The organism is Curtobacterium sp. ME26 (genome assembly GCF_903970945.1).
GTDB lineage: Bacteria > Actinomycetota > Actinomycetes > Actinomycetales > Microbacteriaceae > Curtobacterium > Curtobacterium citri.
Window position 1 is genome coordinate 1 of record NZ_CAJCKG010000020.1, and the last position, 15,535, is coordinate 15,535.

General features: G+C 71.7%; 14 protein-coding genes and 1 pseudogene. 3 read left to right on the forward strand and 12 right to left on the reverse strand.

The features are described from left to right. The 5 genes and pseudogenes from H7A69_RS17465 to H7A69_RS09530 form a co-directional block, all read right to left on the reverse strand. Positions 1-89: pseudogene (locus tag H7A69_RS17465) on the reverse strand (Holliday junction resolvase RuvX); the annotation flags it as partial. A 2-nt stretch (positions 90-91) separates the two neighbouring features. Further along, positions 92-2,749, reverse strand: coding sequence for an alanine--tRNA ligase (gene alaS / locus H7A69_RS09515; protein WP_182046816.1), 2,658 nt, complete (start codon positions 2,747-2,749; stop codon positions 92-94). Positions 2,750-2,803: 54 nt separating this feature from the next. Next, positions 2,804-2,986, reverse strand: a complete 183-nt coding sequence (locus H7A69_RS09520) for a hypothetical protein (RefSeq protein WP_069710788.1) — start codon at positions 2,984-2,986, stop codon at positions 2,804-2,806. 130 nt (positions 2,987-3,116) lie between these two features. Continuing rightward, positions 3,117-3,746: a 30S ribosomal protein S4 gene (gene rpsD / locus H7A69_RS09525; RefSeq protein ID WP_066654559.1), complete on the reverse strand. Its 630-nt coding sequence runs from the start codon at positions 3,744-3,746 to the stop codon at positions 3,117-3,119. Positions 3,747-3,969: 223 nt separating this feature from the next. Next, entirely contained in the window at positions 3,970-5,385 is a 1,416-nt protein-coding gene (locus tag H7A69_RS09530) for a replication-associated recombination protein A (protein ID WP_411469361.1), read from the reverse strand. A gap of 108 nt (positions 5,386-5,493) precedes the next feature. Here H7A69_RS09530 and H7A69_RS09535 point away from each other — a divergent pair, with 108 nt between their 5' ends. After that, positions 5,494-6,306, forward strand: a complete 813-nt coding sequence (locus H7A69_RS09535) for a peptidylprolyl isomerase (RefSeq protein WP_182046817.1) — start codon at positions 5,494-5,496, stop codon at positions 6,304-6,306. Positions 6,307-6,441: 135 nt separating this feature from the next. Further along, entirely contained in the window at positions 6,442-7,674 is a 1,233-nt protein-coding gene (locus tag H7A69_RS09540) for a DUF349 domain-containing protein (protein ID WP_182046818.1), read from the forward strand. A 103-nt stretch (positions 7,675-7,777) separates the two neighbouring features. On the opposite strand, the gene H7A69_RS09545 is transcribed toward H7A69_RS09540, so the two are convergent. The 5 genes from H7A69_RS09545 to H7A69_RS09565 form a co-directional block, all read right to left on the reverse strand. Continuing rightward, positions 7,778-8,743: a bifunctional riboflavin kinase/FAD synthetase gene (locus H7A69_RS09545; protein ID WP_182046819.1), complete on the reverse strand. Its 966-nt coding sequence runs from the start codon at positions 8,741-8,743 to the stop codon at positions 7,778-7,780. Between the two features lie 10 nt (positions 8,744-8,753). After that, the gene (locus H7A69_RS09550) at positions 8,754-9,194 is read right to left on the reverse strand and encodes a hypothetical protein (RefSeq protein ID WP_182046820.1); all 441 of its coding nucleotides are present in this window, start codon (positions 9,192-9,194) and stop codon (positions 8,754-8,756) included. Positions 9,195-9,273: 79 nt separating this feature from the next. After that, the gene (locus H7A69_RS09555; protein ID WP_182046821.1) at positions 9,274-9,639 is read right to left on the reverse strand and encodes a hypothetical protein; all 366 of its coding nucleotides are present in this window, start codon (positions 9,637-9,639) and stop codon (positions 9,274-9,276) included. Then, on the reverse strand, positions 9,636-10,595 hold the full coding sequence (truB, locus tag H7A69_RS09560) for a tRNA pseudouridine(55) synthase TruB (RefSeq protein WP_182046822.1): 960 nt from the start codon (positions 10,593-10,595) through the stop codon (positions 9,636-9,638). Before truB ends, H7A69_RS09555 begins: the two co-directional genes overlap by 4 nt. A 66-nt stretch (positions 10,596-10,661) precedes the next feature. After that, positions 10,662-11,108 (reverse strand): hypothetical protein, encoded by a 447-nt coding sequence (locus H7A69_RS09565; protein WP_182046823.1) that lies wholly within the window; start codon positions 11,106-11,108, stop codon positions 10,662-10,664. A 124-nt stretch (positions 11,109-11,232) separates the two neighbouring features. Here H7A69_RS09565 and H7A69_RS09570 point away from each other — a divergent pair, with 124 nt between their 5' ends. Continuing rightward, a complete protein-coding gene (locus H7A69_RS09570; RefSeq protein WP_182046851.1) occupies positions 11,233-12,114 on the forward strand; it encodes an A/G-specific adenine glycosylase in 882 nt (293 codons plus the stop codon). Between the two features lie 35 nt (positions 12,115-12,149). Here the strand turns inward: H7A69_RS09570 and rbfA are convergent, their stop codons facing one another. Beyond that, complete coding sequence (gene rbfA, locus H7A69_RS09575) at positions 12,150-12,599, reverse strand: 30S ribosome-binding factor RbfA (RefSeq protein ID WP_182046824.1); 450 nt, start codon at positions 12,597-12,599, stop codon at positions 12,150-12,152. Positions 12,600-12,691: 92 nt separating this feature from the next. Beyond that, entirely contained in the window at positions 12,692-15,532 is a 2,841-nt protein-coding gene (infB, locus tag H7A69_RS09580) for a translation initiation factor IF-2 (RefSeq protein ID WP_069710780.1), read from the reverse strand. Positions 15,533-15,535 lie beyond the last annotated feature (3 nt).

The window sequence follows — 15,535 nt, forward strand, 5'->3', positions numbered from 1 at the left end:
GCCAGCAGGCCGTCCCGGTCGCAGACGGCGACCCCGATCCGGGCGCGCCCGACGTCGATGCCGAGCCGGCGCCCCGGGCGGATGCCCACGGTCAGCCCGCCAGGCGCACCGTCACGGCACGCAGTGCCGCCGGGAGCGCGGCCGCGTCGGTCCCGCCGCCCTGGGCGAGGTCCGGCTTGCCACCGCCGCCGCCGCCGAGGACACCGGCCGCCTCCTTCGCGAGCGGCCCGGCCTGCACGCCGGCGGCCCGAGCGGCGTCGTTGGTCGCGACGATGACGACCGGCTTGCCGCCGATGACCGAGCCGAGCACGACGACCGCGGCGCCGTCGCCGAGCTGTCCACGCACTCCGGTGGCGAGCGAGCGGAGGTCGTCGCCGGACTGCAGGCCGTCGACGGTCTCCGCGACGACGGTCGTCGTGCCCACGGTCGACGCCTGCCGGGCGATGGTCGGCACCCGCTGCTGCAGGTTGGCCGACTCGAACTCGGCGATGCGCTTCTGGGCGGTGCGGAGGTCCTCCATCAGGCCCTGCACGCGCGTCGGCAGGTCTTCACGCGGCGCCTTCAGCGCACTCGAGAGCTGCGAGACGATGGTCCGCTCGACCGCCAGGTCGCGGAATCCCTCGAGCCCGACGAGGGCCTCGACGCGGCGGTTCGTCGAGCCGACGCTGGACTCCCCCACCAGGTTGACGAGCCCGACCTGCGCGCTCGTGGCGACGTGGGTGCCACCGCACAGCTCGCGCGACCACGGGCCACCGATATCGACCATGCGGACCTCGGCGCCGTACTTCTCGCCGAACAGGGCCTGCGCACCGAGCGCCTTCGCCTCGTCGAGCGGCAGCACGCGGGTCTGCACGGCCAGGTCGGAGCGGATCGCGGCGTTGACGACCTCCTCGATCTCGGACCGGGTCGCGCCGGACACCGGCTGCGACCACGAGAAGTCGAGCCGCATGTAGCCCGACTTGTTGTAGGAGCCGGCCTGCAGCGCTTCCGGGCCGAGCACGTCGCGCAGGGCCGCGTTGACGAGGTGCGTGGCGGAGTGCGCCTGCGTGGCGCCGCGGCGGTACTCCGCGTCGACCACCGTCGTGGCGGCGTCGCCGACCCCGACCTCGCCCGAGCGCACCTGGACCGTGTGGCTCCACAGCCCGGCGACCGGGCGCTGCACGTCGAGGACCTCGAGGTCGAAGCCGTTGCCGACGATCGAGCCCTGGTCGGCGTCCTGGCCGCCGGACTCGGCATACAGCGACGTCTCACCGAGGATCACCTCGGCGATGTCGCCGACGACCGCACGGTCCACGCTGACGCCGTCGACGATGATGCCGAGGACCGCGGACTCCGCCTCGAGTGCGTCGTAGCCGAGGAACACGGTCTCGCCCGCGGCGCGGAAGGCGCTGTAGACGCTGAGGTCGGCGAGGGCGGTCTTCTTGCTCTTCGCGTCCGCCTTGGCGCGGGCGCGCTGCTCGGACATGAGCGTCTCGAAGGCACCGCGGTCCACCTGGACCCCGGCCTCCTCCGCCATCTCCATGGTGAGGTCGATCGGGAAGCCGAACGTGTCGTGGAGCAGGAACGCCGTGTCGCCGCCGATCGACGGGGCGCCGTCCTGCTTGGCGCGCTCGACCGCGACGTCGAGGATCGTCGTGCCCTGCGCGAGCGTGCGGAGGAAGGTCTCCTCCTCCGCGTAGACGATCCGGGCGATCCGGTCGTACTGCTCGGCGACCTCGGGGTACGCGCCCTGCATCGCGTCGCGGGAGGCGGGGAACAGCTCCGGGAAGGTGGCGCCCTCGACACCGAGCAGTCGCATCGCCCGGACGGTGCGCCGGAGCAGACGGCGGAGGATGTAGCCGCGGCCCTCGTTGGACGGGGTCACGCCGTCGGCGACGAGCATGAGCGAGGACCGCACGTGGTCGGCGATCACCCGCATGCGGACGTCGTCCTCGTGCACGGCGCCGTACTCGCGACCCGAGATCGCCGCGGCGCGGTCGAGGACCGGACGGACCTGGTCGATCTCGTACATGTTGTCGACGCCCTGCTTGATGAACGCGACGCGCTCGAGCCCCATGCCGGTGTCGATGTTCTGGTTGGGCAGGTCGCCGGTGATGTCGAAGTCGACCTTCGACCGCACGTTCTGGATCTGGTACTGCATGAAGACCAGGTTCCAGATCTCCACGTAGCGGTCGTCGTCGGTCGCCGGGCCGCCGTCGATGCCGTACGCGGGGCCACGGTCGAAGAAGATCTCCGAGCAGGGGCCGGCGGGGCCGGGCTGTCCGGTGGACCAGTAGTTGGTGTCCTTGCCGAGACGCTGGATGCGCTCGTCGGGGAGCGACGAGTGCGCCTTCCAGAACGCGATCGCCTCGTCGTCGTCCTCGTACACGGTGACCCACAGGTCGTCGGGCGAGAACCCGAGTCCGCCGTCCGACTCGGGGGTGGTGAGGAGCTCCCAGGCGTACTGGATCGCCTGCTCCTTGAAGTAGTCACCGAACGAGAAGTTGCCGTTCATCTGGAAGAACGTGCCGTGCCGCGGGGTCTTGCCGACCTCTTCGATGTCGTTGGTACGGATGCACTTCTGCACGCTGGTGGCCCGGGGGTACGGCGACGGGACGAGCCCGGTGAGGTACGGGATGAAGGGGACCATGCCGGCGACCGTGAAGAGGAGCGACGGGTCGTCGGAGACGAGGGACGCGGACGGGACGACGGTGTGTCCGCGGTCACCGAAGAACTGGAGCCAACGGCGGCGGATCTCTGCGGTCTGCATGGTGCTTCCTGATTCAGGTCGGCGGGAGTGCGTGGAGCGTGGGTGACGCGGTGGTCAGCTGTCGGTGCGGAGTTCGGCCTCGCGCGAGCGGTACCCGTCGGCGACCGCGCCGGTGAAGGCCTTCGTCCGGTCGTTGACGTCCGCGAAGAAGCGTGCCCCGCCCGGGGTGTTCGCGATCCGGTGCGCTGCGGCGAAGCCGATCACGATGCCGACGGCGACGAAGAACAGCTGCTTCACGGTGCCTCCCCTGCTCGCGCACGCTGGCGGTGCGTGCCCAGACGAGTGTAGTGGCGCGACGACTCCGGGAACGCGGAACGGCGGGCCGCCCTCCTGAGAGGACGACCCGCCGTTCGGGGTGATCGGACGATCAGCGAGCTGCGTAGTACTCGACGACGAGCTGCACTTCACAGGTCACGGGGACCTCGGCGCGCTTCGGGCGACGGACCAGGCGGGCCTGGAGCTTCTCGATCTCGACCTCGAGGTAGCCCGGGACCTTCGGCAGGACCTCGAGGTGACCACCGGCGGCGGCGACCTGGAGGGGCTCGAGGGACTCGGAGCGCTGCTTGACGTGGATCATCTGGCCCTCCTTCACGCGGAAGGAGGGGCGGTCGACGAGCTTGCCGTCGACCAGGATGTGACGGTGCACGATCAGCTGGCGCGCCTGCGCGGTGGTGCGGGCGAAGCCGGCACGGAGCACGAGGGCGTCGAGGCGCTGCTCGAGGAGCTCGACCAGGTTCTCACCGGTCAGGCCCTTCGTCTTGCGGGCCTCTTCGAAGACGATGCGGAGCTGCTTCTCACGGATGCCGTACTGGGCGCGCAGACGCTGCTTCTCACGGAGACGGACGGCGTAGTCGCTGTCCGCACGACGGCGGGTGCGGCCGTGCTCACCGGGGCCGTAGGGGCGCTTCTCGAGGTAGCGGGCCGCCTTCGGCGTCAGCGGGATGCCGAGCGCGCGCGAGAGGCGGGTCTTGCTGCGGGTGCGTGACTTGGTAGACACAGGGTCCTTTTCTCTGTCTGAACTGAATGACTCGGCGGGCACCGTGCGCACGAGTACGCGCGGTCCCGGCGACGGGATCCAGAGGGATGAGCCTGTGGGATCGGACGGCTACAGTCCGAACCTCTGCCCCCGTCCCACCGGAGTGGGACTGTGTCCTCGGCGCAGCCGCACACGAGGACCAGGACGTAGGCTCGGCAATCGTAGCAGGATCTCGGGTGGGGACCTACTCGCCGCGGGTGATCTTCCGGAGCCGCTCGACCCGCGGGCCGAGCTCGCGCTCGAAGCCGTTGCCGGTCGGGGCGTAGTACTCGGTGCCCTCGAGCACGTCGGGCAGGTACTGCTGCCGCGCCACGCCGTGCTCGGCGTCGTGCGAGTACACGTAGCCCTTGCCGTGGCCGAGGCGCTTGGCTCCCGGGTAGTGCGCGTCCCGCAGGTGCGTCGGCACCACGCCCATCCGCCCGGCACGGACGTCGGCGATCGCGGTGTTCACGCCGTTGTACGCGGCGTTCGACTTCGGCGCCGTCGCCAGGTACACCACGGCCTCCGCCAGGGGGATGCGCCCCTCGGGCATCCCGATGAGCTGCACGGCCTGCGCCGCCGCGACCGCGATCGGCAGGGCCTGCGGATCGGCCATCCCGATGTCCTCCGACGCCGAGATGATGATCCGCCTCGCGATGAACCGCGGGTCCTCGCCGGCCTCGATCATGCGCGCGAGGTAGTGCAGCGCCGCGTCGACGTCGCTCCCCCGCACGGACTTGATGAACGCGCTGATGACGTCGTAGTGCTCGTCGCCCTGCCGGTCGTAGCGCAGCAGGGCGCGGTCCACGGCCGCGGCGACCGTGTCCGCGTCGACCAGCGGAACCGTCTCGACGCCGTCGAGCGGCGCGTCGCCGTCCTCGTCGTCCCCCTCCGGGTCGCCGGCGCGGGCGGCGACGGCCGACGACGCGGCGGCCTCGAGGGCGGTGAGTGCGCGGCGGGCGTCCCCGGAGGAGAGCCGGACGATGGCCGAGCGTGCGTCGTCGCCGAGCACCACGGACCCGCCGAGGCCGCGGGGGTCCTCGACCGCGCGGTCGACGAGCATGCCGAGGTCCTCGTCGGTCAGGGGCTGCAGGGTGAGCAGGAGCGAGCGGGACAGCAGCGGCGAGATGACGGAGAACGACGGGTTCTCGGTCGTCGCCGCGATGAGGATCACCCAGCCGTTCTCGACGCCCGGCAGCAGGGCGTCCTGCTGGGCCTTGCTGAAGCGGTGGATCTCGTCGAGGAAGAGCACCGTGGTCGACCCGTAGAGGTCGCGGTGGGTGAGTGCCTTCTCCATCACCTCGCGCACGTCCTTCACACCGGCGGTGACGGCGGAGAGCTCGACGAACTCGCGACCGGACTGCCGGGCGATGGCCTGCGCGAGCGTCGTCTTGCCGGTGCCGGGCGGTCCCCAGAGGATCACGGAGACCCCGCCGGGGTTCTCGCGCGTCCCCGTGGCGAGCTGCACGAGCGGACTCCCCCTGCCGAGCAGGTGCTGCTGCCCGGCGACCTCGTCGAGGCTGGTCGGACGCATCCGCACCGCGAGCGGGACGGAACCCTGCGCCAGCCCGGCGCGACCGCCGGTGGTGGGCGCACGCATGCCCGATCTGTCCGCTGCCATGTGTCGATCGTAGGCCGACCCACCGACCTGCCGCGTGCCTCCAGGCCGGGCGCACGACCGGTTCCGCTACGCTCGTCGGCACAGTCGACGAGAGGTCCGATCAGCACCGTGGCACCGAAGAACCAGGCGCGTGACAACCGTGAGGCGCGTGAGCGTCTCCGTCTGTACCAGGCCCGTCAGGGCCTGCACGAGCGGCAGCGTCGCCGTCGTCGGCGGGACGACGTGGTCGGGGTCGGTGTGCTCGTGCTGGTCGCCGCACTCGCGACCGGGTCGCAGTTGGCGTTCGCCGGTGCGCAGGCCCCCCGCGACACCGATGCGTCCGCGTCGGCCACCTCGACGCCCACGCCCTCCGCCAGCGCCACGGCCGGCAACACGGGAGAGGTGCCGAGCAAGGACATCGCCGATGGGAAGCGCTGGACCGGCACGCTCACCCTGAACGAGGACGTCCGACTGGGGATCGAGCTCGACGGCGCGGCGGCCCCGCAGGCGGCGAGCGTCGAGATCGACCTCATCCGCAAGCAGTTCTACCGGGACACCACCTGCCACCGGCTCGCCGACGGCAAGGGCTTCCGGTTCCTCCAGTGCGGCTCGGCGAACGGCGACGGCACGGGCGACGCCGGGTTCGAGTACGGGCCGCTCGAGAACGTGCCGAGCGACGGGGAGTACCCGGCGGGCACGCTGGCGATCGCCCGAGGCGCGTCGCCGTACTCGCAGTCCACCCAGTTCTTCATCGTCTACGGGGACACCACCCTCGACGGGTCGACCGGCGGGTACACCGTCGTCGGCAAGGTCACCAGCGGACTCGACGACCTCGAGTCGCGGATCACCTCGAAGGGCATCCGGTCGGCGGGCTCGGACGGCACCGGGGAGCCGGAGGTCGCGACCACGATCACCGGTGCGACCATCCGGAAGGCCGACTAGCGCCCCGGTCGTCGGCGCGTCGTCCACAGGCCGCACGCGCCGCTGGTCCCGACCGCCCTCCTGTGCAATAGGCTGACGACCTGACCGTGCCGACGGGGACGTCGGCGATGCACTACCACGATCGAGGCGAGACCTGTGGGACCTGACGAAGCAACGACCTGGGGCCGGGTCGACGAGAACGGGACGGTGTACGTCCGGTACGAGGACACCGAGAAGGCGGTCGGTGAGTACCCCGACGCCACCCCGGACGAGGCCCTCGCGTACTTCGCGCGCAAGTACGCCGACCTCGAGGGGCAGGTGAAGATCGCAGAGCAGCGTGTGCAGCGCGGCGCCTCGGCGAACGACGTCGCCCGCACCGTGGAGCACCTCCGCACGCAGGTGTCGGAGGCCCGCGTGGTCGGCGACCTGCAGTCGCTCGAGAAGCGCGTGGCCGCCCTGTCCGAGCAGCTCGGCTCGCTCACGCAGGAACAGGCCGCCCAGGCCCAGCAGGCGCTCACCGACGCGCTCGCGTACCGCGCGGCACTGGTGGACGAGGCCGAGTCCCTCGCCGCCGTCGACCCGGCGCGCGCGCAGTGGAAGCAGATCACCGCGCAGCTCGACGACGTGTTCGCCCGTTGGCAGCAGCACCAGCACGACGGCCCGCGCCTCCCGAAGAACGAGGCGAACGAGCTCTGGAAGCGGTTCCGCGCGGCGCGCTCGACCGTCGACCAGCACCGCCGTGCGTTCTACTCGGAACTCGACGCGCAGCACCGCGACGCCCGCAACCGCAAGCAGGAGCTCGTCCAGCAGGCCGAGGCGCTGTCGACCCGTGGGTCCGACGGCATCCCCGCCTACCGGGAACTGCTCGACGACTGGAAGCGTGCCGGTCGCGCCGGCAAGCGCCACGACGACGCCCTCTGGGCCCGGTTCAAGGCCGCGGGTGACGTCCTCTTCGAACAGCGTCACGCCGAGGTCGCGGTGGAGAACGAGGAGTACTCCGCCAACCTCGTCGCGAAGCAGGCCCTCATCACCGAGGCCGAGCCGCTCCTGCAGCAGCGGGACCGGGTCGCTGCCCGTCGCACCCTGACGGACATCCAGCGTCGCTGGGACGAGATCGGGAAGGTCCCGCGTGGCGACGTCCGTCGCATCGAGGACCGGCTCCGCGCCGTCGAGGACCACGTGCGCAGCCTCGAGGACGAGCACTGGAAGGCATCCGACCCGGAGCGCAAGGCCCGGCAGACGGGGCTCGCGAGCCAGCTCGAGGACGCCATCGGCAAGCTGCAGTCGGAGCTCGAGGCCGCGCAGGCATCGGGCGATGCGCGCAAGATCAAGGAGGCCCAGGAAGCCCTCGACGCGCGCAAGATCTGGCTGGACGCGCTCGGCGGCTGACCCGGCAGCAGCGCAGCGCGGTCCGATCCGCTCCCGCACGACGGAAGGCACCTGGCACCACGTGAACACGTGGCGCGAGGTGCCTTCCGTCGTGCGGCGGGTGCTACTGGACCGGCGCAGCCATCCCGAGCAGCAGCCGGATGTCCAGGTCGTCCTGCCGCATCTGCGCCGCGAGTTCGTCCATCGACGAGAAGGCCACCATGCCCCGGACGTACGAGACGAACAGCACCGAGATGGTGTCGTCGTACAGGTCGATGTCGACGTCGAGCAGGTGCGCCTCGATCTGCTTCGCCGGCACACCCTCGAACGTCGGGTTGTTGCCGACCGACACGGCAGCCGGGTAGACCGTGCCGTCGTGCAGCACCCGTGCGGCGTACACACCGTCGGCGGGGACGAACCCCTCGCACGCCGGATCGAGGTTCGCCGTCGGGTACCCCATTGCCCGGCCGCGCTGGTTGCCGTGCACGACCGTGCTCCGCACCGCGTGCTCGCGACCGAGCAGTCGCGCGGCCTCGGCCACACGCCCGCCACCGAGGAGCTCGCGGATCCAGGTGGAGGACACCCGCCGTTCGTCGGCCGCCCGGACGTCGTCACGCAGGTCCACGTCGTCGATGAGCTCGACCCGGAAGCCGTGCTGCTCGCCCAGCTGCCGCAGCAGGGCGACGTCCCCGGCGCCGCGTGCACCGAAGCGGAAGTCGCTGCCGACGAACACGAGTTCGGCGTGCAGGGTGTCGACGAGGATCTCGGAGACGAACGCCTCGGGTGCCCGGGACTGCAGGTCCTGGTCGAAGCGCAGCAGCAGCATCGCGTCGACGCCGATGCCCTCGAGCAGCTCCCGCCGCTGCGCCGTGCTCGTGAGCGCCGGCGGCACGCGGTCCGGGTCGATGACGCTCAGCGGGTGCCGGTCGAAGGTCACGACGGTCGACACCAGGTCGTGTTCGCGGGCGGCCCGTTCGAGGTGCGCGATGACCGCACGGTGACCGACGTGCACACCGTCGAACTTGCCGATCGTCACCGCGCTCGGGCCGAAGCCCTGCGCCACGTCGGCGATGTCGTCGTAGAACTGCACGGCCCCGCCCCTACTCGCCGGCCGTGACGGTGGCGTGCGTCGGCTCCGCGGCGGCAGCGCGGTGGTGCTTGCGCAGCCACCACAGGCCGGCGATCGGCAGCACGAGCGGCGCGAAGACGTACCCGAGGCCGTAGTACGACCAGACGGTGTCGTCCGGGAACAGCTGCCGGTCGACCAGGGACAGCGTGCCGACGACGAGGACCCCCGCCATCTCGAAGCCGATCGTCACGCAGGCCACGCGGTACCACGCCCGCCCGGGCACGATGAGCGCGATCATGGCGACGATGTAGACGACGGCCGCCACCGCGCTGAGCGTGTACGCGAACGGAGCGAACGAGAACTTCTCGATGATCTGGACGACGCTCCGCCCGGTCGCCGCCAGGGCGAGGATGCCGTACACGGCGATGAGGACCCGGCCGACGCCGGTCGCGAGGGAGGATCTGTTCGCCACGGCGTCGAGTCTACCGACGGCCGACGACGCCCGCGGACGCCGGTGTCGTCGCGGACGGACGGCCGGCAGCAGCCGTGGATCAGTTCAGGGCGAACCAGATCTGGTACATGCGGTAGACCATCACCGCGACGGTGAACGCCCCGGCGCCGAGGACCACCGTGCTCCACCGCGTGCGGTCGACGAGCGCCCACAGGATCGCGGCGGGCGGCACCAGGAGCACCGACACCGCGTACACGCCGAACTCGAGTCCGTTGCCCTGCGGCGGGCTGCCGACTGCGGGGAGGACGAGCGAGACCACGCCCTGTGCGACGAGCAGCAGCTCGATGAGCGCGAGCGAGCCGACCGTGTAGTCGTTCGGCTTCCACCCGATCAGCCCGACGACCACGGCGAACAGCCCTGCCACCACGGCGACGGTGAGCTGCACCCACATGAACCACTCGATCACGCGTCTGTCCCTGCGCTCGGCCCCGGCACGGACGGCGCCGGGAAGTTGGTGATGACCCGGAGGAGTCCGCGTCGGACGGAGACGAGGCCCACGAGGCGGTCCCCGCCCTCCGCGACCGCGGCCACCGGACCATCGCTGTCCGGGTGGTCGGCCGCCACCCGCTTGCCGTCGGTCAGGTCCTTCGCGGCCGCCGCGTCGAGCATCACGACGTCGAACAGCCGCCGGGCGACGTCGGCCGGTCGCTGGAGCGCCCCGGCGACGTCGACGTCGTCGTCCTCGAGGTCGACCGCGTCCGTCACGTCGAACGGCCCGACGGCCGTGCGCCGGAGCGCGACGAGGTGGGCGCCGGTGCCGAGCGCCGCGCCGACGTCCCGGGCGAGAGCGCGGACGTAGGTGCCCGACGAGCAGTCGACGACCACGTCGAGGTCGACCACGGTCACCTCGGTGCCGTCCACCGTGATCGTGTGGTCGGTCCGACCGGTGACGTCGAAGCGCGACACGGTCACCGTGCGCGAGCGCAGCACGACCTCCTCGCCCTTCCGCGCGAGGTCGTACGCCCGACGGCCGTCGACCTTGATCGCGCTGACGGTCGACGGCACCTGGTCGATGACGCCCCGCTGGGCGGCGACCGCCCGCTCGATCGCGTCCTCGGACACGTCGGCGTCGAGGACGCCCGTCACCGAGGTCGGCGTGCCGTCGGCGTCGTCCGAGTCCGTGCCGATGCCGAGCCGGATCGTCGTGGTGTAGGTCTTGCCGAGACCGACCAGGTGCGTGAGCAACCGGGTCGAGGGACCGGCGCCGAGCAGCAGGAGCCCCGTCGCCATCGGGTCGAGGGTGCCCGCGTGCCCGATCTTCTTCAGCCCGAGCCGCCGTCGTGCGATCGAGACGACCCGGTGGCTGGAGATGCCCTGCGGCTTGTCGACGAGGAGGATGCCGTCAGGCGCGGTAGCGAGCACCGGACGAGGGTACCAGCGCCGCCCGCACCGGAGCGGGCGCGGGAGACCGCGTCGGGACCTCCTGTGTCAGCAGGCGTCGTTCCACTCGCGACGAGGGTGCTCCGGGTCGGTGACGTCGAGCACCGCGGAGGCGGCGATCTTCACGTCGGCACGACGCTCGAGACGGCCGGCCTCCTGCTCGACCCACAGCGACCAGCGCCAGAGGCCCCGGGCGCCCGCTGCGAGGAGCCCCTGTCCGTGCACGACCAGGACGCCCTCGCCCGCACCGGTCGTCCGGAACGGCGTGACGACGTCCGAGCGCAGGACGTCCGCATCGGGCGACGGAGCGGCCGCGGCCATCGCGGAGACGCCGTGCTGCTGGAAGCCCGTGACCAGTGCGGCGGCGACGCGCTCGAGGTCGGTGCCCTCCTGCCCGTCGATGCCGACGACGGTGCGGTTCGTCCCGACCTGCGCGATCACCTCGCCCGCGATCGCAGCCATCGTGTCGGTCTCCTGCGGTGCCCAGCGTGCCATGCACCCACCGTAGGCTGTCGTGGTGAACGCGAGCGCAGCCTCCCGGTCGTCTGTGGACGACGCGGCAGTCGTGGACGACGCGGCAGTCGTGGACGACGCGACGACCTCGGACGACACGACGGGCGTGACCCGCCCCGACCTCGCCATCCCGCTCGTCGCCTGGTTCCGCGCCGAGGCGCGGGACCTCCCCTGGCGCCGCCCCGGGTTCCCCGCGTGGGGCACGCTGGTGAGCGAGATCATGCTGCAGCAGACGCAGGTGGCGCGGGTGGTCCCCCGACTGGAGGCGTGGCTCACCCGCTGGCCGACCCCTGCGGACCTCGCGGCGTCACCCCCGGCGGACGCGGTGCGCGCCTGGGACCGGCTCGGCTACCCGCGGCGCGCCCTCGCGCTCCACGCGGCCGCGACGGCGATCGCCGAGCGGCACGACAACGTCGTCCCGCGCGACGTCGACGCCCTGCTCGCACTCCCCGGGATCGGCGACTACACCGCGCGGGCGGTGGCGGTCTTCGCGTACGGCGACCGGCACCCGGTCGTCGACGTCAACGTCCGCCGGGTGCTCGCCCGCGCGGTCCTCGGCCAAGCCGAGCCGGGCCCCGCGAAGGCGAAGCAGGACCTGCCGCTCATGGAGTCGGTGCTGCCGGCGGACCGTGCCGACGCCGCCGCGACGAACGCCGCGGCGATGGAGCTCGGTGCGCTCGTCTGCGTCGCCCGCTCCCCCGCGTGCGACGCCTGCCCGATCGCCGACCGGTGCGCGTGGCGGGCGGCCGGCTACCCCGAGCACGACGGGCCGCGGGCCCCGAAGCAGGCGCGGTTCGCCGGGAGCGACCGGCAGGTGCGGGGACTGATCATGGCCGAGCTGCGGTCGAGCGACGTGCCGGTCCTGCGCTCCGACATCGACCTCGTCTGGCCCGACGACGCACAGCGGGAGCGTGCACTCACCTCGCTGCTCCGCGACGGACTGGCCGTCGGCGACGATGCGGGTGGGTACACGCTCCCGAGCGAGTGAGCGAGTGAGCGAGTGAGCGAGTGAGTGAGTGAGGACTAGGCGCGCGCCTCGTCCTCGTCGTCCTCGTCCTCGTCGTGCTTGTACGGGTCGGCGTCGCCGGCGTACTGGGCGCCGGCCGAGGCGGCCCGCACCTGCGCGTCACGGACCTGGGCCTGCGCGAGCAGGTCCTCCATGTGCGCGGACGTCTCCGGCAGGGCGTCGGCGATGAACTCGAGCGACGGCGTGAGCCGGGCCGTGATGTTCTTGCCGACCTCGCTGCGGAGCATGCCCGTCGCGGCCTTGAGCGCCGCAGCGGAGTCGGCGCGCTCCTCGTCGGAGCCGTAGACGGTGTAGAACACCGACGCGTGCTGCAGGTCACCGGTGACACGGACGTCGGTGATGGTGACGAAGCCGAGACGCGGGTCACGCAGGCCCTTGTCGAGCCGTCGGGCGACGACTTCCTTGATGCGGTCCGCCATCTTGCGTGCGCGCTGCGGATCGGCCATGGGGTCCTCCTGTGGAGATGAACGTCGTGCGTGGAACGGGGACGGGCCCCGGCCTCCCGTGAAGGAGGCCGGGGCCCAGGGTAACCGTGGAACTAGTCGCGCGGCTTCTCGACGAGCTCGGTGGTCTCGATCTCGTCACCGATCTGGATGTCGTTGTACTTGCCCAGACCGATACCGGCCTCGAAGTCCGTGCGGACCTCGGTGACGTCGTCCTTGAAGCGACGCAGCGACTCGATGGCCAGGCCGTCCGCGAGCACCACACCGTCACGGATGACGCGCGCCTTGGCGTTGCGCGTGATCGTGCCGGAGCGGACGATGACACCCGCGATGTTGCCGAACTTCGAGGAGCGGAACACCTCGCGGATCTCGGCGACACCCGACTGGACCTCTTCGTACTCGGGCTTGAGCATGCCCTTGAGGGACTGCTCGATGTCCTCGAGTGCGTTGTAGATGACCGAGTAGAAGCGCACGTCGATGCCCTCGCGGGCCGCACGCTCGCGGGCCTTGACGTCCGGACGAACGTTGAAGCCGACGACGATCGCGTTGTCGATCGTGGCCAGGTCGATGTCCGACTCCGTGATCGCGCCCACACCGCGGTGCAGGATGCGGAGCTGGACGCTGTCGTCGACCTCGATGTCCAGGAGCGACTGCTCGAGTGCCTCGACGGCACCGGAGACGTCACCCTTGATGATGAGGTTGAGCGAGTCGACCTTGCCCTCTTCGAGTGCGCGGGTGAAGTCCTCGAGCGAGATGCGCTTGCGGGCCTTGGCCAGCTGGGCGTTGCGCTCGGCGGCCTCACGCTTCTCGGCGATCTGGCGGGCCGTACGGTCCTCCTCGGTCACCAGGAAGGTGTCACCGGCGCGCGGCACCGACGACAGACCCTGCACCTGCACCGGACGGCTCGGCGTCGCGGCCTTGACCGCCACACCGTTCTCGTCGGTCATCGCACGGACCCGGCCGTAGGCCGTGCCCGCCACGATGGCGTCACCGACGTGCAGCGTGCCGGACTGGATGAGCACCGTGGCGACCGCACCGCGACCCTTGTCGAGTCGGGCCTCGATCGCGACACCGCGGGCGTCCTTGTCGGGGTTCGCACGCAGGTCGAGCCCCGCGTCCGCCGTGAGCAGCACCGCGTCCAGGAGGTCCTGGATACCGACGTTGTTGCGCGCCGACACGTCGACGAACATGACGTCGCCGCCGTACTCCTCGGCCACCAGGTTGTACTCGGTGAGCTGCTGCCGGACCTTCGCCGGGTTCGCGCCCTCCTTGTCGATCTTGTTCACCGCGACCACGATCGGCACACCGGCCGACTGGGCGTGGTTCAGCGCCTCGATCGTCTGGGGCATGATGCCGTCGTCCGCCGCGACCACGAGGATCGCGATGTCCGTCACCTGGGCACCACGGGCACGCATGGCCGTGAAGGCCTCGTGACCCGGGGTGTCGATGAACGTGATCGGACGCTCGATGCCCTCGTGCTCGGTGACGATCTGGTACGCACCGATGTGCTGCGTGATGCCGCCGGCCTCGCCCTCGACCACCTTCGAGTTGCGGATGGCGTCGAGCAGGCGGGTCTTGCCGTGGTCGACGTGACCCATGACGGTGACGACCGGGGGACGCTGCTGCAGGACGGAGTCGTCCTCGTCGGCGTACTCGGCGTCGATGTCGATGTCGAAGCCCTCGAGGAGCTCACGGTCCTCGTCCTCGGGCGAGACGATCTGGATCTTGTAGCCCAGCTCCTCGCCGAGGACCTCGAACGTGGCCTCGTCCAGCGACTCGGTCGCGGTCGCCATCTCACCGAGGTGGAAGAGCACCGTCACCAGGTTGCCGGGCATCGCGTCGATCTTGTCCGCGAAGTCCGAGATGCTCGCACCGCGACGCAGACGGACGACCGTGTTGCCGTCGCCGCGCGGGACCTGCACACCGCCGAGCGACGGAGCCTGCCGCATCTCGTACTCGGCGCGCTTCGTCCGCTTCGACTTGCGGGCACGGCTCTTGCCGCCACCGCGACCGAACGCACCGGCGGTACCACCACCGGGGCCACGGCCACGGCCACCGCCACCGGCGGGACGCGGGCCGCTGAAGGCCGGACGGGGGAAGCCGCCACCGGCACCCGGGGCACCGCCCGGACGACCGCCGGGGCCGCCACGACCGCCACCCTGGCCCGGGCGCTGCCCGAAGCCGTTGGGACGGTTCGCCTGGCCGGGGCCACCGGGACGCGGCGCACCGGGACGCGGGACGCCCGGACGCGGCGGAGCCGGACGCGGGATGCCGTTGCCACCACCGGCACCGCCGGCGGGACGCTGACCCATGCCCTGGTTGGACGCGAACGGGTTGTTGCCCGGACGCGGCGGGCGCGAGCCCATGCCCTGGCTCGACGCGTAGGGGTTGTTGCCGGGACGGGCGCCCGGCTTCGGGCCACCCGGCTTCGGACCGGCGGCGGAACCCGGCTTCGGGGCACCGCCGGGCTTGACGGCGTCACCCTTCGGCGCGGACGCCTCGGCGGCCTTCTCGACCTCGGCTGCCTTGCGGGCGGCCTCGGCCTCGGCCTGCCGCTGCGCGACCGACTTCGGGGCGGCCGGCGCGGGCACGTCGGCGGCGGGTGCCGCCTGGACCTCGGGCTCGGCCTGGGGTGCGGGTGCCGGGCGCGCCGGACCCGGGCGGGGACCGCCGGGCTTCGGGGCGCTGGACCGGGGGGTGCCGGACTTCGGGGCACCGGACGCCGCAGCGGCGCTCGGGGCCGCCGGAGCGGCGGGCTTCGACGCCGTCGAGGCGCCGGACGCCTGCAGCGCAGCACGGAGCTTGCGCGCGACGGGGGGTTCCACACTGGAGCTCGGGCCCTTGACGAACTCGCCGAGCTCCTTGAGCTTCTCCATTGCGGTCTTGCTGTCGACACCGAGTTCGGATGCGATCTCGTGTACGCGTGGTTTTGCCACTGT

Coding starts and splice junctions, on each gene's coding strand:
- rbfA (WP_182046824.1), bottom strand. CDS start 12,599: ATGGCCGATCCGCAGCGCGCACGCAAGATGGCGGACCGCATCAAGGAA.
- alaS (WP_182046816.1), bottom strand. CDS start 2,749: ATGCAGACCGCAGAGATCCGCCGCCGTTGGCTCCAGTTCTTCGGTGAC.
- H7A69_RS09565 (WP_182046823.1), bottom strand. CDS start 11,108: ATGGCACGCTGGGCACCGCAGGAGACCGACACGATGGCTGCGATCGCG.
- H7A69_RS09530 (WP_411469361.1), bottom strand. CDS start 5,385: ATGGCAGCGGACAGATCGGGCATGCGTGCGCCCACCACCGGCGGTCGC.